Origin of the sequence: Staphylococcus microti, assembly GCF_000934465.1 — a bacterium.
Taxonomy (GTDB): Bacteria; Bacillota; Bacilli; order Staphylococcales; family Staphylococcaceae; genus Staphylococcus; species Staphylococcus microti.
The window spans coordinates 73,481-93,520 of sequence record NZ_JXWY01000039.1 but is presented as its reverse complement, the minus strand read 5'-3'; the positions used below and the strand labels follow the sequence as shown (position 1 = coordinate 93,520).

Annotated in this window: 19 protein-coding genes and 1 pseudogene; 19 read left to right on the top strand and 1 reads right to left on the bottom strand. The window is 35.6% G+C overall.

The genetic code is table 11. The annotated features are described in order from the left end of the window. Positions 1–111: 111 nt before the first annotated feature. From TP70_RS06940 to TP70_RS06930, 3 genes and pseudogenes are all read left to right on the top strand, one after another. A pseudogene (locus TP70_RS06940) lies at positions 112–441 on the top strand (MetQ/NlpA family ABC transporter substrate-binding protein); the annotation flags it as partial. A gap of 261 nt (positions 442–702) precedes the next feature. Next, entirely contained in the window at positions 703–1,905 is a 1,203-nt protein-coding gene (locus tag TP70_RS06935; RefSeq protein ID WP_044360566.1) for an AAA family ATPase, read from the top strand. Next, a complete protein-coding gene (locus TP70_RS06930) occupies positions 1,905–2,441 on the top strand; it encodes a hypothetical protein (RefSeq protein WP_052502887.1) in 537 nt (178 codons plus the stop codon). Before TP70_RS06935 ends, TP70_RS06930 begins: the two co-directional genes overlap by 1 nt. 74 nt (positions 2,442–2,515) lie before the next feature. Here TP70_RS06930 and popT read toward each other — a convergent pair whose 3' ends face one another. After that, positions 2,516–3,364 carry a polyprenyl-phosphate transporter PopT gene (gene popT, locus TP70_RS06925; RefSeq protein WP_044360565.1) on the bottom strand — a complete coding sequence of 283 codons (849 nt, stop codon included), beginning with the start codon at positions 3,362–3,364 and terminating at the stop codon, positions 2,516–2,518. A 301-nt stretch (positions 3,365–3,665) separates the two neighbouring features. On the opposite strand from popT, the gene sufC reads away from it, so the two are divergent. The 16 genes from sufC to TP70_RS06845 all read left to right on the top strand — a co-directional run bounded on the left by sufC (position 3,666) and on the right by TP70_RS06845 (position 20,027). Beyond that, positions 3,666–4,433, top strand: coding sequence for a Fe-S cluster assembly ATPase SufC (gene sufC, locus TP70_RS06920; protein ID WP_044360563.1), 768 nt, complete (start codon positions 3,666–3,668; stop codon positions 4,431–4,433). Positions 4,434–4,460: 27 nt separating this feature from the next. Then, entirely contained in the window at positions 4,461–5,768 is a 1,308-nt protein-coding gene (gene sufD, locus TP70_RS06915; RefSeq protein WP_044360562.1) for a Fe-S cluster assembly protein SufD, read from the top strand. An 18-nt stretch (positions 5,769–5,786) separates the two neighbouring features. Beyond that, positions 5,787–7,037: a cysteine desulfurase gene (locus tag TP70_RS06910; protein ID WP_169743613.1), complete on the top strand. Its 1,251-nt coding sequence runs from the start codon at positions 5,787–5,789 to the stop codon at positions 7,035–7,037. Next, complete coding sequence (sufU, locus tag TP70_RS06905; RefSeq protein ID WP_044360560.1) at positions 7,027–7,485, top strand: Fe-S cluster assembly sulfur transfer protein SufU; 459 nt, start codon at positions 7,027–7,029, stop codon at positions 7,483–7,485. The genes TP70_RS06910 and sufU overlap by 11 nt, the downstream gene beginning before the upstream one ends. 69 nt (positions 7,486–7,554) lie before the next feature. Then, on the top strand, positions 7,555–8,952 hold the full coding sequence (gene sufB, locus TP70_RS06900) for a Fe-S cluster assembly protein SufB (protein WP_044360559.1): 1,398 nt from the start codon (positions 7,555–7,557) through the stop codon (positions 8,950–8,952). A gap of 184 nt (positions 8,953–9,136) precedes the next feature. Further along, positions 9,137–9,331: a hypothetical protein gene (locus TP70_RS06895; protein ID WP_044360556.1), complete on the top strand. Its 195-nt coding sequence runs from the start codon at positions 9,137–9,139 to the stop codon at positions 9,329–9,331. Positions 9,332–9,341: 10 nt separating this feature from the next. Further along, a complete protein-coding gene (locus tag TP70_RS06890) occupies positions 9,342–9,635 on the top strand; it encodes a hypothetical protein (RefSeq protein ID WP_044360555.1) in 294 nt (97 codons plus the stop codon). A gap of 77 nt (positions 9,636–9,712) precedes the next feature. Beyond that, positions 9,713–10,909, top strand: coding sequence for an MFS transporter (locus tag TP70_RS06885; protein ID WP_044360554.1), 1,197 nt, complete (start codon positions 9,713–9,715; stop codon positions 10,907–10,909). A 94-nt stretch (positions 10,910–11,003) separates the two neighbouring features. Further along, entirely contained in the window at positions 11,004–11,510 is a 507-nt protein-coding gene (locus TP70_RS06880; RefSeq protein WP_044360553.1) for a GNAT family N-acetyltransferase, read from the top strand. Between the two features lie 13 nt (positions 11,511–11,523). After that, positions 11,524–12,135: an FMN-binding negative transcriptional regulator gene (locus TP70_RS06875; protein ID WP_044360552.1), complete on the top strand. Its 612-nt coding sequence runs from the start codon at positions 11,524–11,526 to the stop codon at positions 12,133–12,135. Between the two features lie 110 nt (positions 12,136–12,245). Beyond that, complete coding sequence (locus TP70_RS11805; protein ID WP_052502886.1) at positions 12,246–13,934, top strand: accessory Sec system protein Asp2; 1,689 nt, start codon at positions 12,246–12,248, stop codon at positions 13,932–13,934. A gap of 142 nt (positions 13,935–14,076) precedes the next feature. Continuing rightward, a complete protein-coding gene (locus TP70_RS06865; RefSeq protein WP_244914285.1) occupies positions 14,077–15,678 on the top strand; it encodes an accessory Sec system protein Asp2 in 1,602 nt (533 codons plus the stop codon). A 473-nt stretch (positions 15,679–16,151) separates the two neighbouring features. Next, a complete protein-coding gene (locus TP70_RS06860; protein ID WP_044360551.1) occupies positions 16,152–17,150 on the top strand; it encodes a hemolysin family protein in 999 nt (332 codons plus the stop codon). A gap of 23 nt (positions 17,151–17,173) precedes the next feature. Then, the gene (locus tag TP70_RS06855; protein WP_044360550.1) at positions 17,174–18,244 is read left to right on the top strand and encodes an NAD(P)H-dependent flavin oxidoreductase; all 1,071 of its coding nucleotides are present in this window, start codon (positions 17,174–17,176) and stop codon (positions 18,242–18,244) included. Between the two features lie 97 nt (positions 18,245–18,341). After that, complete coding sequence (locus TP70_RS06850; protein ID WP_044360549.1) at positions 18,342–19,190, top strand: DUF72 domain-containing protein; 849 nt, start codon at positions 18,342–18,344, stop codon at positions 19,188–19,190. Positions 19,191–19,202: 12 nt separating this feature from the next. After that, the gene (locus TP70_RS06845; protein WP_044360548.1) at positions 19,203–20,027 is read left to right on the top strand and encodes a sulfite exporter TauE/SafE family protein; all 825 of its coding nucleotides are present in this window, start codon (positions 19,203–19,205) and stop codon (positions 20,025–20,027) included. Positions 20,028–20,040 lie beyond the last annotated feature (13 nt).

Below are 20,040 nucleotides of genomic sequence, written 5' to 3'. Positions count from 1 at the left end.
CTCATCAATTTGCACCTCTCAGTCATTAGAGTAGTTACTCAAATTATACATTAAAATAACCCTATAGACCGACACTCTTTTTTTAGTGTCTAATCTATAGGGTCCAGTTTAGATGCGAAGTTAGATGATATTGTAGAAAATAAAAAGCATTTAGAATTTGATAATCAACAAGGTGCAGAGTTCTTACCGAAAACATATAACAACAATGAGGGCGATGCAGTGATTATGAACTCAAACTATGCGATTGATAATGGCTTGAAACCGCTGAAAGATTCTATTGCGGTTGAAGATGAATCATCACCATTTGCAAACGTGTTAGTTGTTCAAAAAGGGCATAAAGATGATCCAAAATTCCAAGCTTTAATCAAAGCATTGCAATCAGATGAAGTCCGTGACTTTATTAAAAAAGAATACGATGGTGCGGTAATTCCAGCCAAGTAAGAAAATAATTTCGAACCCTGTAAATGCAATATTTATGGGGTTTTTATACTTGATGATTAATATATCGTAGTTATAGGTTTATTTGATAATAGAATATAAAGATATTTATATGATAGTAAACTCATCGTTTAATAATAATCAAAATATCGGAAAATCCGTCTTTAAAATACCGATACATATTTAATAAGTAGATAAATGTAGTGAATTGACGAAAAATACGTTATAATATGATTAACTTAATTATGAGAAGAGGATGTCATTATGAAAGCTTTGAAAATAGTGGTAAATGGCTTGAGTAATTTTAAAAGTAAGACATTAGATGTTGATTTTATAACCAGTAAAAAAGTAAACTCCTACGAAGCAAATAATAATGTTAAGCCTTTATTTAACAGTATTTATAAGCAAAATTCAATGTCATTCGTTGGTATCAATGCCTCTGGTAAAACAACAACATTAGAGATTATTGAAAGTTTATTATCAATCTATATAGATAATGATAGTATTTCATTCCATGGTAATTTAGCGAAGAATTTCAGTGATGAATTGAAAGTGACAATGTATTTGTTAGATGAAAAAAAAGATAATATCTATTTAATCAATTCGACTATCATGAAAGAGAATAATGATAGTACCGAGCCTAAATTATATTTCTATGACGAAGATTTGTATTCGAGAAAAGTTAATAAAAGAGTAAACAGAAAAAATATTTTTAATGTTGAACTATATAATCATCTTCAGAATAGAAAAGCGTTGAACAACTCATACTTAAAAAATGAAGATTCGATTTTCTCTGCAATCTTAAATGAAAGAGAAGATAAGAGAGGTAAAGTATTTGAATTGATTAATTTAACAGACATGAATGTTTTTACATATTACATGAGCAATATGACTAATGAATCATTTATAAGGTATTTAGATCCTAGTGTCGAAATATTTAGAATTAAAGATGAAGAAAACTATAGAATAAAAAAACATACTTTACCGAAATTTGAAATTAAATTTAAAAATTCGGATTTAGTTCACACTTCAGATCTAACTGATTTAGGAGATATTTTGTCTTCAGGTACAATTAAGGGCTTAAATATATTTGCAAATGTAGTAAAAGTGCTGTTAAGAGGTGGATATTTAATAATTGATGAAATTGAAAATCATTTAAATAAGCGAATAGTCACATCTATTTTAGAGTTTTTCTTATCTGATATTAACGAAAATGGAGCAACCTTGATATTTAGTACTCATTATGTAGAAGTCTTAGATGAAATTGATAGAAGTGATAGCATATACATTTTAAACAAAGAAGAAGTTATTAAAGTGAAAAAGCTATCTGATCGGCTAGGTGAATACGATAGAGCCGATAAGAAGAAAAGTGAAATATTTTTAAGTGGAGTAGTTGATACTGTTCCTGATTACCAAAGTTACCAAAATATCAAAAAAGATATTAGTCAGTTTTTAAGGGGGAAGTAATGCGTAACAAAATTGATGATAATAATTATATTGCTCTTATATGCGAGGGAGAATGTGAGAAATATATAGTTGATAAATTACTTGATGAGAATCTGTTGTTTTTTAAAAGAGAACAACTAATTGACGAAAAAGTACTAGGGGGTGAATTTAGGAATGCTAATAAATTCACACAAAAGTACCTCACTTTAAAGTATGAAAACAAAATAACGATTATTTTGGTAGTCGACAAGCACTATCAACTTAAAATAAAGAAGATGTTCTCACGCAATATTGATAAGCAAATTTGTGTCATAACTCGTCCTGAAATTGAAATGTTGATGATTCTGGCTATGGATAAATACAAAGATTATCAAAAAGTTAAAAGCTCACAGAAACCCTCATCGTTTATGAATCATCTTACCAAACAAAATGTTAAGACTATAAAGTTTGTGGAAAACTTTTACAACGAGCATAATTTAGTGGATGCTATAAAACAATATCATCATATTAGACCTGATAAATCTCAATATTCATTGTATAACCTGTTGAAACATTAAAAAAATTTGAAAGAAAAAGCAGTATGGCAAGTGACTAATTAAAGTCGCCTGATCATACTGCTTTTGTTTGTTGCTTATGCTTCAGTGTAGCGTCCTAACACATAACTAATGATGAATCCAATCACGAGTGTCACAAACGACACGACTGCTGTAAGTATGTTTGTTGGTAGGCCTGGGAACACTGAGAAGAGTGACCCGATAACGAGACCGAGAATAGCTGCGTACGTCATATACGTATAATGTTCTAGTAAGTACGTTATGAGTTTACTTGCCACGAGGAATCCAACAACGATGCCAAGTCCAACTGTAATAATGACAGGTAAAGCTTGGAAGTTAAAGCGCACGATTTCTGAAATACTGTATGTTACAGTGCTATAAACACCAAACAGTAACAAAATAAATGAGCCAGAAATACCAGGCAGTAACATTGCACTTGAAGCACAAATACCTGCAACAAAAAATTTAATTAACATCGGTAATGACAAGTCGATGTATGATGGGGCACCGTGTGCAGAGTCGCCTTTAAAGAATGCCATCACAGCTAGAAATACAATTGCTGCTACCATGATTGCCCAGTGTTTTGCTGTATACGTTTGTTTAACTTTTGAGATGCGTACTAAAAATGGAATAATCCCTAGTATTAAACCGAAGAAGAAAAACATCGTTGGCATTGGATGTTCTGCTAATAAATAATTAATAACACTGCTTAAACCGCCGATTGCAAGACCCATGCCAATAACAATAGGTAATAAGAAGGCGATACTTTTCTTGAAATTTTTAGAGAAGACACCACTCACAGATGCGATAAAGTCATCATAAATCCCTAATAATAGGGCGATTGTCCCGCCACTCACACCTGGGATAAGGTCACTAATACCCATGGCAAAGCCGCGTGAAATGTTTGAAAGTTTAAATTTAGACATAAAAGCGAATCCTTTCTTGTAAGTCACTATATCATAACATAATAATGCCATAATGGTTATGTGATAATCATAGGACTTAAGACCGATTGAGAACAGGACGTCACTTATTATCAATAACATTTCTTAAATTGGATTTATTCGCGAATCGTTTGGTGCGCTGAACTGCAATCTTAAATGGTTTATAAAACAGATAGTTTCAGTTATAATAAGGCTTGTACATTCGAAAAATGATTTTGACGTTAGATTAAAATTATTATAAACTAGTATGAGGAATCAAACATTTACTTTGGAGGGAATATCAATGCCATCAGTATTAGAAATTAAAGATTTACACGTATCTATTGACGATAAAGAAATCTTAAAAGGTGTTAACTTAACAATTAACACTGGTGAAATACATGCAATCATGGGACCAAACGGTACAGGTAAGTCAACGTTATCTTCTGCAATTATGGGACATCCATCATTTGAAATTACTAAAGGAGAAGTATTATTAGATGGTGTGAACGTTCTAGAATTAGAAGTTGATGAGCGTGCCAAAGCAGGTCTTTTCCTTGCAATGCAATACCCATCAGAAATCACAGGTGTAACAAATGCCGACTTCTTACGTTCAGCAATCAATGCACAACGCGAAGAAGGTCAAGAAATCAACTTAATGCAATTCATCAAGAAGTTAGACAAACAAATGGACTTCTTAGAAATGGATAAAGATATGGCACAACGTTACTTAAACGAAGGCTTCTCAGGTGGGGAAAAGAAACGTAACGAAATCTTACAATTAATGATGTTACAACCTAAATTCGCAATCCTTGATGAAATTGACTCAGGTCTTGATATCGATGCGTTGAAAGTCGTATCAAAAGGGATTAACGAAATGCGCGGCGAAGAATTCGGTTCATTAATTATCACGCACTATCAACGTCTTTTAAACTACATTACACCTGACCACGTACACGTAATGTACAACGGTATTGTTGTAAAATCAGGTGGCGCAGAATTAGCGAAACGTCTTGAAGAAGAAGGTTACGAGTGGGTTAAAGAAGAATACGAAGCGTTAGAAGCGAAGTAATAATCATCAATATAGGAGGAAATAATTATGACGACTGAAACATTAAATATTTCTGAAGCGCAACTTGTTGATTATTCACAGGCTCAAAACGAACCTTCTTGGATGACAACGCTACGAAAAGAAGCGTTAGCGCAAGCTGAGTCTTTAGAAATGCCAAAACCAGATAAAACAAAAATCGATAAATGGGATTTCGATTCATTCAAACAACATCACACAGCTGGTGTGGCGTTTGAAAATCTTAACGACTTGCCATCAGAAATTGATCGCATTATCAACGTTGAAAATACAGAAAATCTCATTATTCAACATAACAACGCATTAGCTTTCACAAAAGTGAATGAACAAGCACAAAAAGATGGTGTGATTATTGAACACATCAGTGAAGCGTTGAAAAATCACAGCGAGCTTGTTGAAAAATATTATATGAAAGACGCTGTAACAGTAGATGAGCATCGTTTAACGGCTTTACACACAGCGTTAATGAATGGTGGCGTATTCGTTTACGTACCTAAAAATGTTGTTGTAGCAGACCCAATCCAATATGTTGTGTTACATGACGATGAAAATGCAAGCTTCTTCAACCACGTATTAATCGTGACAGAAGAAAGTGCTGAACTTACTTACGTTGAAAACTATCTTTCAACAACGAGTGGGGAAGGCAACCAAATCAACATTATTTCAGAAGTGATTGCAGCACCAAATGCGAAAGTATCATATGGTTCTGTAGACTTTTTAGATAAAGGTTTCACAGGTTACATCATTCGTCGTGGTGTAACAGCAGCAGATGCATCAATCAACTGGTCACTTGGTTTAATGAACGAAGGAGACCAAATCATTGATAATACAACAAACTTAATTGGTGACCGTTCAACATCAGACTTGAAGTCAGTTGTAGTCGGTCGTGGCGATCAAACAATCAACTTAACATCTAAAATCGTACAATACGGTAAAGAAACAGATGGTTACATCTTAAAACACGGTGTAATGAAAGAAAACGCATCGTCAATCTTTAACGGTATCGGTCACATTAAACACGGTGGTAAAGGCTCAGCAGCGAACCAATCATCTCGTGTGTTAATGTTGTCAGAAAATGCACGTGGAGATGCAAACCCAATTCTATTAATTGATGAAGATGATGTAGAAGCAGGTCACGCAGCATCAGTCGGTCGTGTAGATCCGGAACAACTTTACTATTTGATGAGTCGTGGTATTTCTCAAGAAGAAGCGGAGCGCTTAGTTATCCACGGTTTCTTAGATCCAGTTGTTCGTGAATTACCAATTGAAGATGTACAACGTCAATTGCGCGAAGTAATCGAACTTAAAGTCGGTAAATAACATTACTTAGAAAGGTCTGTGATAGCAGTGGCTGATTCACAATTCGATGTAAAATCAATCATACAAGACTTTCCAATCTTAAAACAGCAAGTGAACGGCAAACGCCTTGCTTATTTGGATTCTACGGCAACAAGCCAAAAGCCAAAACAAGTGATAGCGGCGTTAGACGACTACTATGAACGCTATAACTCTAATGTGCATCGCGGTGTGCATACACTCGGTTCATTAGCAACAGATGGATATGAAGGTGCGCGAGAAACCGTTCGTCGCTTTATCCATGCACGTTACTTTGAAGAAATTGTGTTCACACGTGGCACAACAGCGGCGATAAACCTTGTCGCACATAGTTACGGTGATGCCAATATTGAAGCGGGTGATGAAATTGTCGTAACAGAAATGGAACACCATGCGAATATTGTCCCTTGGCAACAATTAGCCAAACGTAAAGGCGCAACGTTAAAGTTCATTCCGATGACAGATGACGGAGAACTCACACTTGAAGCAGTCAAAGCAACAATTACAGACAAGACGAAGATTGTTGCTGTTGCACACGTATCGAATGTTTTAGGGACAATCAATGATGTGAAAGCAATTGCCGAAGTGGCGCATGCACACGGTGCGATTATTTCTGTAGATGGTGCACAATCAGCACCACATATGAAAATTGATGTTCAAGATCTCGATGTGGACTTCTATAGTTTTAGTGGTCATAAAATGCTTGGTCCAACAGGTGTTGGTGTGCTATATGGTAAACGCCAATATTTACAAGATATGGAACCCATTGAATTTGGTGGCGATATGATTGACTTTGTCGGACTTTATGAAAGTACATGGACAGATTTACCAACGAAGTTTGAAGCAGGAACACCACTCATTGCACAGGCGATTGGTTTGCAAGCAGCAATTGAGTACCTTGAAGCAATCGGATTTGATGCAATTCATGAACATGAGCAAGCACTGACACAATATGCATATGAGCAATTGTCACAAGTTGAAGGAATTACAATTTATGGTCCTTCAGCAGACAAACGTGCAGGTGTCATTACATTCAATATGGATGGCGTGCACCCACATGATGTTGCGACAGCACTTGATACAGAAGGTGTTGCTGTACGTGCAGGACACCACTGCGCACAACCGCTAATGAAATGGTTGAATGTATCATCTACAGCACGTGCGAGCTTCTATATTTACAATACAAAAGAAGACGTTGATCAACTCGTCGAAGGATTGAAGAAAACGAAGGAGTTTTTCTCATATGAATTTTAATAACTTAGACCAATTGTATCGTTCTGTGATTATGGATCACTACAAAAATCCTCGTAACAAAGGTGTTATTGAAGATGGTACGATGACGGTAGATATGAATAACCCAACATGTGGTGACCGCATTCATTTAACATTCGATATTGTAGATGGCATTGTGCACGATGCAAAATTCGAAGGTGAAGGTTGTTCAATTTCAATGTCAAGTGCATCAATGATGACAGAAGCGATTAAAGGACGCAGTCTCAAAGAAGCGATGCAAATGAGTCAAGAGTTCACAAAAATGATGCTTGGTGAAGATTACACAATCACTGAGGAAATGGGAGATATTGAAGCACTGCAAGGTGTGTCACAATTCCCAGCACGTATCAAATGTGCAACACTGGCGTGGAAAGCATTGGAAAAAGGAACTGTTGAAAAAGAAGGTAAAGGCACGACAGAAGAAGAATAAGTGTCTATGAAGTGATATAAAGTGTGCTGAGGCATACAAGATGTTAAGAATATAGAGGAGTGATGATTGATGGCTAAAAAAGCACCTGATGTGGGCGATTACAAATACGGTTTCCATGATGAAGACGTATCAATTTTTAGATCAGAACGCGGCTTGACAGAAAATATTGTACGTGAAATCTCAAATATGAAAGGTGAGCCGGAATGGATGTTAAACTTCCGACTCAAAGCATTGAAATTATTCTACAAAATGCCAATGCCACAATGGGGCGGCGACTTGTCAGAATTAGACTTTGACGATATCACATACTATGTTAAGCCATCAGAACGTTCAGAGCGTTCATGGGATGAAGTACCTGAAGAAATCAAACGTACATTTGATAAGTTAGGTATTCCTGAAGCAGAGCAAAAATATCTAGCAGGTGTTTCTGCACAGTACGAATCAGAAGTTGTTTATCACAACATGGAAAAAGACCTTGAAGAAAAAGGAATTATTTTCAAAGATACAGATACAGCATTAAAAGAAAACGAAGACTTATTTAAAGAGTACTTCGCATCTGTTATTCCAGCAGCAGACAACAAGTTCGCTGCATTGAACTCAGCAGTTTGGTCAGGTGGTTCATTCATCTACGTACCAAAAAATGTGAAGTTAGATACACCATTACAAGCATATTTCCGTATCAACTCTGAAAACATGGGGCAATTCGAACGTACGTTGATCATTGCGGATGAAGGTTCATCTGTAAACTACGTTGAAGGTTGTACAGCACCTGTTTATACGACAAACTCATTACACTCAGCAGTCGTTGAAATCATCGTACACAAAGATGCACATGTACGTTATACAACGATTCAAAACTGGGCAAACAACGTTTATAACCTTGTAACAAAACGTACACTCGTTCATGCCAACGGTAATATGGAATGGGTTGACGGTAACATGGGTTCTAAACTAACAATGAAATACCCAGCATGTGTCCTTGTAGGTGAAGGTGCGAAAGGTAGTACATTATCAATCGCATTTGCAGGTAAAGGACAAGTTCAAGATGCGGGTGCAAAAATGATTCATAAAGCACCAAACACATCTTCAACAATCGTATCAAAATCAATTTCAAAAGATGGCGGTAAAGTGGTATACCGCGGTATTGTACATTTCGGAGGTAAAGCGAAAGGCGCACGTTCTAACATCGAATGTGATACATTGATTCTCGACAACGAATCAACATCAGATACAATCCCTTACAACGAAATCTTTAATGACAACATTTCATTAGAGCATGAAGCGAAAGTTTCTAAAGTATCAGAAGAACAACTCTTCTACTTGATGTCACGTGGTATTTCTGAAGAAGAAGCGACAGAAATGATCGTAATGGGCTTTATCGAGCCATTCACAAAAGAATTACCAATGGAATACGCGGTAGAAATGAACCGTTTAATCAAATTTGAAATGGAAGGGTCTATCGGATAGGCTTTATATGAGTGGTATCAAGCAATTTAAGTACTTACTTGAATGGTTTGATACCATTTTTGATACCGTTTTTTAAGATTCTCTCTTCCTAGTTATGTGGGGAAGTGTTTTGTCAGAAGGTAAAAATTTTTTGCAACAGTAAAATGTACATATTATTATAGACTTACAATGTGAGGGGATCGTTATGAAAAATGTATTGAAGACAGTCGCTAAAGCATATATGATTTCTGGAGATATGAATGGTTACAATGGCATCAAAAAAAATAAAGACAGAAAAACGTATAAAGCGTCAAATGATGATAGATATAGAGTTGCTGAAGATTGGACAAATATAGGTGTAGACATCCAAAATGCCTTAGATTTTTACTCTAGAAGATAGGGATTAAAAGATGTCTCGTAAAAAAGTTTTAAATGATGTTAAAGTACTAGATCAAAAGTTGGAAAATGCAGACAATACAGAAGAACGTCAAAAAATTATTGCAAGAGAAATCTTTTTAACTAGAAGTGGCCCTTTACCAGATCCTGAATATTTTCATAGATATGAAAAAGTATTGCCAGGTTCAGCACTAAATAAGATTATGGCGTTTTCAAATATGATTAAAAGCATGAGTTTTATCACAATTATATGTGATAAAATTCGTGCTTTTTTGCGTTTATATAATTTGAATATTGCAAAAATATAATAACTACGAAATAATGGTTTTATATAAATAATGTGGGAGATTTATATTTACTAAATATTTTTTAAGGGGACATTATGATGATTAATAAAAACTATACGTTATTATTTTTAGCGTCTTGTGTGTCGACGTTAGGGGCGTCTATGACATATATTGCGCTGTATTGGTATTATTTTGAACAGACAACAGTGACTTCCCTGACGTTGTTAACGACAGCAACGTTTTTGGCGGGATTTGTATTTAATTTATTTTTAACGCCAATTTGCGATAAATACGATCCAAAATTATTGATGCGAACAACGATGCTGATTCGTTGTATTTTATTACTTTCTGTAGGTTTGGCAATGTATTTTTTCGACATCAGTATTTATTATATGGTAGCTATGATGATCTTGTTAGTTGCGTTGGAATCTGTTTATGACCCATCATCGATAAAAATAATTACAAGAATTGTAAAAGAAGATGACTATGTGACAGCTAATTCTTGGATTTCGATACTCGATCGTATGGGGTTTTTAATGGGCATGCTATTAGGTGGTATCATTATTGCGCTTATTGATATTGAAATGATTTTGTTCATTGAAGCGATTTCGTTTTTTATTGGCTTTATTTTACTTTACTTTGTTCAAGAAACATATAAGGTAAATGAAGCACAAACAGAAGAAGCAGATAACTATTTTGTACTTTGGAAAAATGGGATTACGTATATTTTTCGAACTAAATGGTTGTTATGGATTGCTGTCATTGCAATCGCTGCGAATTTGGCGATAACGCCTACTGTTACGTTATTAATTCCATATACTTCTGAAATTTTGCATGGTCAGTCTTTTCATTATTCAATTTTAGAAGTTTCTAGTATTTTAGGCGGTATGATGATGGCATATGTGATTGGTAAGTTTAAAATGCAGCAACTGTTTCGCTGGTTTGTTATAGCTGCTTTACTACAAAGCATGTGTATCATTTTCTTAAGTTTTAATCGTACGATCGGTATTGCAATTGTATTACTATTTTTATTAGGTACGTTTATTTCATTATTCAATGTGCCGTTTACGACGATTTTACAGAAATATGTTCCTAATTCTTATCTTGGAAGAGTTAGAGGCGGGATGATCGCTTTATCAACAAGTTTATCGAGTATTGGATATGCTTTTTCAGGGATTATTTCAGAAAAAGTAGGGATTGTACAAGCGATACTGATTTATGGCGTGTTAGGGATGGTAGTGATTGTGGGGATGGCATTACTGAAGCCATTTAAATATGCATCCATTGATAAATAACTTTTAGTAATGTAAACTGATTTTACATTTTATATACTGATAATTCAGACAAAAAATCCTAATACAAATTATAAAGAGAAAGGTGTGTAAACAAATGATCAGAACATGCACGAAACAAGACCTTGAGGCGTTACAGAAGATTTCTCGTCAAGCATTTGATGAGACATTCGGGCCTTACAATAAAAAAGAACATATGGATCAGCATTTGGCGACAGCTTATACATTTGAAAAGTTAACAAATGAATTGGACAACCCGAATTCATATTTTTATTTTATTTATGCAGAAAATGAATTGGCAGGTTATTTAAAGTTAAACACTTTTGATGCGCAGACGGAACCATATGATGATACACATTTAGAAATTGAACGTATTTACATTTTGAAGCAGTTCCATAAACAAGGACTAGGCGCGCAATTATACCAACAAGCAGTTGACCTTGCAAAATCACTAGGTTGCCAATATATTTGGCTTGGTGTATGGGAACATAATGATAACGCTATTGGATTTTATCAAAAAAATGGTTTTGAAAAAGTAGGGGCACATACATTTTATATGGGAGACGATCCACAAACGGATTATATTATGAAGAAGGCATTGTAAGGGGGACATTGCGATGTATATTCCAAAATATTATCAGATGACAGATTATGAAGAAATCAAAAAGTTTATGCGTGCACATCCTTTTGCCACACTTGTTACGATGAACGGCGTGAAACCTATTGCGACACACATCCCTGTGATGGTAGAAGAACGAGAAGATGGCTTGTATCTATTGGGACATTTAGCAAAAAGAAATGAACAAGTTAAAACACTCCATGAAAATGATCAAGTTTTAACCATTTTTCGTGGACCACATGACTATATTTCATCGACATGGTATGCGGAAGAAGATGTACCGACTTGGGATTATCAAAGTGTGCACACATACGGGACAAGTAGAATTTTAAGTTTTGATGAATTAGCGACTGCGTTGGAAAAGTTGCTCGATTATTATGAAGGGCATAAAGAGAATGGTGCAACTTGGGATCGTTTATCTGAACAAACGAAAAAACAAATCCATGGCATTCAAGGGTTTGAAGTGAAAGTAACAGAAATTGAAGCGGCATATAAATTGAGTCAAACACGCAGTGAACAAGATAAAGACAATATTGCCAATCAATTGATACAGACAGGGAATGATGACGCCGTAAGACTCGCAGATGAAATTAAAAGGCAGTATGAATAAACAAGAGATATGTATTATTAATATTTTAGTTTACTAATTTAATGATTATATTGTTTGTAGTGCGGTTTTTAATTATACTTGAATAAAGTATATTGCCGAGGTGTGAGTTGATGACAATAAATATTGCGACAATAGGTTCATTTATAACGAATGACAATTTTAACTCAAGATTTAATCCTTACTACAAGCAATTTTTTAATGTGGTTGCGCAAGAAACTTATGCACCTATTACGAATGACGAAATGAGCTGTGATTTCTTTAATCAATTGAAAGACAAGCAGCCAAAGTATTTAATATTAGACTTTTTGTTAGATGTTTTTCATTGTTGGCGGAATGATAGTTCGAACTTTGATAGGTATTTTGAGCATTGGAAAATATCCGTACAGCAATTAATGACCTTTTTAAAAAATGAAATGTCTGACTGTCATGTCATTTTAGTTCAAGGGCATTTGCCGGATACATTTATAGATGGTAGTTCAATGACGACGTATTGTGAGGAAAATAATATCGCTCAATTGAATATTGAAAAAATGAATAAGCAGTGGGAGACGTTGAACAGGTATTTTTGTGAGCAATGTGATGTTGAAGTATTGAATTTAACAACAAATTATCAATTAGATAAAATGTACATGACAACAACACATGGTTTTCATTTTGAAACGAAATTTTACAATAGCTTTTTAAATCAACTGATCTCAATGACATATCAAAGACCCGTTATGGATGTGAATCAAGCTCTTACAACGCAAAGAATTTATTTGAACGAAGATTATGAATTGCTACAGACAAAACAAGTTGAAGTTGTATTGAACTCTGACGAGAATATAATCAAACTTGCAAGAGAAGGTCAAAAAGAAAAGAATGACGTGTATCGACTTTATAAAACATTATTAAAAAATGATTATATGTTACATGCGCATGAAAATGGTGTTTCCAAGTTGTATCAGCGTCGCTATGTTGATGAATTATGGGATCGAAATGATTTGAATAGGGTTGGGGATGTATATTATACGTTGGATGAACCTATAAATGCTAAAGACGGTAAAGCGATAAAAAACAAAAAGCTGATTGTCATTTTTCCGTGTATGCCGAAATGGGAAAATTTCTTCAATCCTAGTATCACGGAGAGAATGTTTAATAAATTCTACAATGGTATTGAAAGTAAGCTCACTAAAAATGTCTATACGATGCGTATTATGGATTTAAATGTGACCTATGGATCTCATTTCATAAATACTGACAACAATGAAACATTAGAACGAGATATTAGTCATGCAATTATTGAAGTGAAGGAGAAGTTAAATCTTCAAGATAATGATATCGTGTTATATGGTGCCTCGAAAGGTGGTACGGGGGCATTGTATTATGGTGCGAAGTTAGATTTGAAATGCTTGGCAGTTGATCCAATCATTCATCTTGGACAGTACAATGAAAATGACACGCATTTTCTCAGAGGTATGAGAACGGTGGATTTGAGCGATCAAATCAATGCGTACTTAAGCCAAGGTTCAAAGTTAGAAAAATATATTATCGGCTCAGAAAATATCGCGTTTAATTTTAAATACATTTCAAAAATAACAGGTACAAATGTTACTAGATTGAATAAAAAGGATGAAAAAATCAAGATACATTCAGATGTTTCACGCAATACTGTGATGGAAGCTTTGATGTTTTTGAATAAGATGTTATTAAACAAGAGATTGTTTACTGCAGTATTTTACCTTTCGGGTATGGAAAAAAAGCTTAGATACTTAAAAGGAGTGGCTTTATTATATAAAACCATGACGAAGATTAAATAAGCGTGCGAGGCAGATTTTTTACTATACTAATCGTTTATATATTTTTAAGCAAGTAGTATTATATTTTATTAATTAACTTATTTGGTTGTTTATGGTGCATGCTTTAATTATAATTGAATAAAATAAAAATCAGAGGTAAACAATGATGACAATTAATATTGCAACAATGGGATCTTTTATAACAAACGATAATTTTAATACGTCATACAATCCATATTACAAACAATTTTTTAATGTATTAGAAGAGATACAAAAGCCATTTGTTGAACACCGTGATAAAGTGGCGCTTTTCAAACAATTAAAAGATAAAAATCCACAATATTTCGTGCTTGATTTTTCGTTAGATATTCTTCACTGTTGGCGTCACGGTCATCAAAAGTTTGATGATTATTTTGAAGTATGGAAAGAATCTGTACAGCAATTAATTCATTTTTTGACAAATGAGTTACCAAACTGTCGCGTTATTTTAATTCAAGGCCGTTTTGTGGATACATTTAGAGACGGTACAACGATAATTGATTACTGTGAACAACAAGGGTTAAGACCATTAAACATTACTGAGATGAATGTGCAATGGCATACACTTAATAAGTATTTTGTTGAGCAACGTGATACGGACGTTATCGATATTACACAAGCGAACTATCGACTAGACAAAATAAATATGACAGCACCTGATGATTTCCATTATGAAAAGAGATTTTATAATCACTTTTTAAATAAACTTATATCACTCACTTATGAAAATAAAGTGATTGATATCACACAAGAAAAAACGATTCAAAAAATCTATTTAAATGATGATTATGAACTATTGCAAACGAAACAAATTGAGGTTGTTATCGGTTCTGATACGAACTTAATTCAACTCGCTAGAAAAAATGATAAAGCATATCAACTTTATAAAAATTTATTAAAGAATGACTATATTTTATATTTTCATAAAGATGGTATTTCGAAGTTATATAAACGTCGCTTTGTTAATGAATTGTGGCAAAGAAAAGATTTGAATCAAGTGGGGGATATTTTCTACACGTTAGATCATCCTAAAGATAGAAAAGATAATACGAGCATATCTGATAAAAAACTCATTGTTATTTTTTCATGTATGCCAGGCTCAGACACATACGACAGTCATTTAATTGGTGATAGAATGTTCAAGAAGTTATTTGACAGCATTGAACGAAGTCTTGTCAAAAATGTCTATACGATGCGCATCATGGATTTAAATCTGTCACACGGTTCTCATTTTATCAACTCGGTCAATTATCAGTCGATGTCACAAGATATAAGTGATGCGATTATTGAAGTAAAAGAAAAGCTAAATCTTCATGATAACGATATTGTACTTTATGGTGTTTCAAAAGGCGGGACAGGCGCACTATACTATGGTGCAAAGTTAGATTTGAAATGTTTAGCGGTGGATCCGATTATTAATCTCGGTGAATATAACAGAAAAGATGTTCATTTTCTGAGAGATTTGAGACAGGTCGATGTGAGTGATGATATTAATGCGTTTTTAAGTCAAGGGTCACATTATGAGAAGTACGTGATTGGTTCAGAAAATGTGCCATTTAATTATGAACATATTTGTAAAATTATTGGGGCAAACGTCGTTAAAATCAATAAAAAAGATAGCCATATTCAAACACATCCAGATGTTTCACCAAACACAATACCTGAACAGTTAATGTTATTGAATAAAATGTTGTTGGATATGAAATTTATGATGGTTAATATATAGGTATGATCAATAATGACTAGACGTGGACACATTTTTCGGTGCGTGTTAACGTCTAATTTTTTGGTTCTGGGATATACGGAAAATCACTAAATGGCAGTAGGTGACTAGAAGTGAAAATGCGTTTTAGTAAACTTTGCGAGCACTACAGAAGCCTTAGTTTCTCCGTAGCGTCCCTACAAGACTGATTAGATATGTGGCATACTTGCAAAGTGTAGGCACATATCAAACTGCTACTCTTAATAAGCCGAATGAAAACTGTAGTGTATACACTAAGATTCTAATCTACTCAAACTCTAAGCGCTTTTGTCCCAACCTCGAACCTGTTGCTTGCTTTTCAGATAGACATATTAGAAAATATAAGTGTGATGCTTCAATTTTAAAGGTTGGGGCTTTTTTTATCTATAAAGGAATTGAAAACATAATTCAAAAGCACTTGTAGTAGTAAGTGTATTTTTGATGAGGAGGATTGCTTAGTGATCATTGCGATCATTTTATTAATCTTTGTGTCATTTTTCTTTTCAGGAAGTGAGACAGCGCTGACGGCAGCGAACAAAGTCAAGTTGAAAGCAGAAGCGGATAATGGCAACACGAAAGCTGCAAAACTCTTAAAGTTATTAGAAAAACCGAGTGAGTTTATTACGACGATTTTAATTGGTAACAATATCGCCAACATCTTATTGCCAACTTTGGTAACGATTCTTGCGGTTGATATGGGCATCAATGTCGGTGTCGCATCAGCGGTTTTAACGGTTGTTATTATTATGTTTGCCGAAGTGATTCCGAAGTCGATTGCGGCGACATTTGCAGATGCGATTGCACGACTTGTATTTCCAATCATTCGATTTTTTGTGATCATTTTTAAGCCGATAACCGTTATTTTGAATGCGATTACGGATGGTTTGACACGCTTTTTGTCTAAAGGACGTGAAGTGGAAAAAATGTCGAAAGAAGAAGTGCGAACGATGGTTGCGATTGCAGGGACGGAAGGTGCCTTTAATGAGATGGAGCGCAACCGAATTCAAGGTGTTATGGACTTTGATCGTTTGAAGATTGATGATGTCAATAATACGCCACGTGTCAATGTGACGTCGTTGTCGGTGGAGGATACGTATGATGAAGTGTATGATGTTGTGATGAATCATCCGTATACACGTTATCCGGTTTATGAAGGGGATATCGATAATGTGGTCGGTGTGTTCCATTCTAAATATTTGTTGGCATGGAGTAAAACACCGGATAAAACGTTAATGGATTTCTGCTCGGAGCCGTTATTTGTGTATGAACATAATCGCGCGGAATGGGTGTTACGTAAAATGACGATTACACGTAAACATATGGCGATTGTTCTTGATGAATATGGTGGTACGGATGCGATTGTTACGCATGAAGATTTAATTGAAGAAATGTTAGGTATGGAAATTGAAGATGAGTTGGATCGTGAAGAACGTGAAAAGCTAAATCTAATTCGTTAACGATACATAAAGGGGATGATATGATGTGGTATCAAACGGAAGTAACAGAAAAATGTGGTATTCAGTTTCCAATCATTCAAGCAGGGATGGCTGGTTCAACAACACCTGAACTTGTCGCAAATGTTTCTGAAATGGGCGGTCTTGGGACGATTGGTGCAGGTTATATGTCACCTGAACGTTTAGATGAAGAAATTCAACAAGTGAAGCGTTTGACGTCTAAACCTTTTGCGGTGAATTTATTTGTACCAGAATCGTTTGATTACACTGAAGCGGCGGTGGATGACATGAATGATCACCTGCAATCGTATCGAGAAGTGTTAGGGCTTGAAACACCCAAACCCGCTGCGCATGATGAAGACGTTTTCAAGAGGCAAATTGATGTCGTGATAGCGCATGAAGTACCGGTATGTAGTTTTACATTTGGTGTGCCATCCACTGAGATAGTGACACGCCTTACCGCAGCTGGGACAGTGTTAATTGGTAGTGCAACAACTGTAGCGGAAGCCCAAGCTGTGGCACATGCTGGTTTGGATATGGTTGTCGCACAAGGCAGTGAAGCAGGCGGTCACCGTGCAGCTTTTCAACAGGAAGGTACGACATCACTTGTTGGAACGATGACGCTTGTTCCGCAAATAGTAGACAGTGTGACGATTCCAGTTATTGCAGCGGGCGGTATTATGGATGGACGCGGCTGGGTTGCAAGTCATGTGTTAGGTGCTGCTGGTGTTCAACTTGGGACAGCGTTTTTAACGACGAAAGAGAGTGCCATGAAGCCAGTTCAAAAACAAGCAATTTTGAATAGTGTTGAGACAGATACAGTCGTAACAAAAGTTCTGAGTGGGAAAGCGGCGCGAGGGCTTCGTAACCCATTGATTGACGACTTGGAAAATGTGAACGATAAGGTGTTACCATATCCGATTCAAAATGATCTAACGAAACAGATTCGTGCAACAGCAGCACAAGCAGGCAATGTGGATTGGACGCATACATGGAGCGGTCAAGGCGCACGATTGGCACGAGAGACTGAAGTAAAACAATTCATACATCAATTTATAACAGAGGCGCAACTACAAGTAGACAGGCTCAACGTGTAGTTGTGCCTGCTTGTTATTGCACACAAAACGAACGACTGTTAGGTGTATAAAGATGTGTGATAAGATGGATGTGCTAAAATAGAAAGGAAGACATAGAATGATAGAAATTGGCCTGACAGGGTGGGGCGACCATGACAGTTTGTATGAAGATATGCAAAGAAAAGCGGATAAGCTCAAAACATATGCCAGTCATTTTCCAATTGTGGAACTTGATGCGTCGTACTATGCGATTCAGCCTGAGCGAAATATGGTCAAATGGGTGAAAGAAACACCCGACCGTTTTAAGTTTATCGTGAAAATTCATCAAGCATTGACGTTACATGCAGATTATCATGATTTTGCTGATTCTATAGACCAACTTTTTAAAGATTTTCGCTTAATGTTGACACCGTTGATTGGAGCGGATAAGTTGGCGATGGTGTTAGTGCAGTTTCCACCTTGGTTTGATTGTACAACGCCAAATATTAATTATATTCGTTATGTACGTGCACAATTGGAAGACGTGCCTGTTTGTATCGAATTTCGTCATCGTTCGTGGTTTGAAGAAGATATGAAGGAACATACATTGGCATTCCTAACTGACAATGGACTCATTCATTCTGTATGCGATGAACCGCAAGTCGGGGAAGGCTGTGTGCCTTTTGTTAACCGTATTACGCATGCAACAGGGTTTGTTCGTCTACATGGCCGTAATGTGCATGGTTGGACGAAAAAAGATATGACAGATCAAGAATGGCGTGATGTACGTTATTTATATCAATACAACGATGAGGAATTGACAACATTGGCAAATCAAATACGCATTCTTGAACATAAAGCAGAGAAGATTTATGTGATTTTCAATAATAACTCTGGTGGGCATGCGGCACAAAATGCCAAAACGTTACAAAAGTTTTTAGGTATTGATTATGAAGGATTGGCACCACAACAGTTAAAGTTATTTTAAGGAGACGTAATTATGAGTGTCATTATTTTAATTTTAGTAGGCTTTTTATCTGCTGTTATCGGTTCGATTGTCGGTATCGGTGGTGGGATTATTATTGTTCCGACATTAATTTATTTTGGTGTGACACTCGATGTGCTACAAGGGATTACACCACAAACGGCTATCGGGACATCGTCGATTATTTTGATTGTGACGGGTTTATCTTCAAGTCTTGGCTATTTAAAACAAAAGCAAGTTGATGTGAGAAACGGAATGATTTTCTTAGTCGGTATTATTCCAGGGGCATTGATTGGTGCGTATTTAAGTCAATTTTTAACATTGCATTCATTTAATCGCTATTTCGGTATCTTTTTAATTTTTATTGCGATTTTATTAATGATTCGTCATAAAATTCCACCGATTCAAGCGTTTCAACAAGAACGTTATATGAAAACTTTTACAGATGCGCATGGTGAAACGTATCGTTATGGTGTTGTGCCAGTCGTTGCGATTACACTGTCCTTTTTAATCGGTGTAACGTCTGGATTGTTTGGCATTGGTGGCGGTGCATTGATGACACCATTAATGTTACTCGTCTTCCGTTTTCCACCACACGTTGCAGTCGGGACGAGTATGATGATGATCTTTTTCTCGAGTATTACCGGTTCAGTCGGACATATCGTGCTCGGTCATGTTGTGTGGGGCTATAGCATTATTTTAATTATCGCAAGTTGGTTTGGTGCACGACTTGGTGTGAGAATCAATCGAACAGTTAAATCGGACACGGTGGTGCTTATTTTAAGAATTGTCATGTTAGTATTAGGTATTTATTTAATTACAAGATCATTTTTTAGTTAAAGGAAGGTGCATA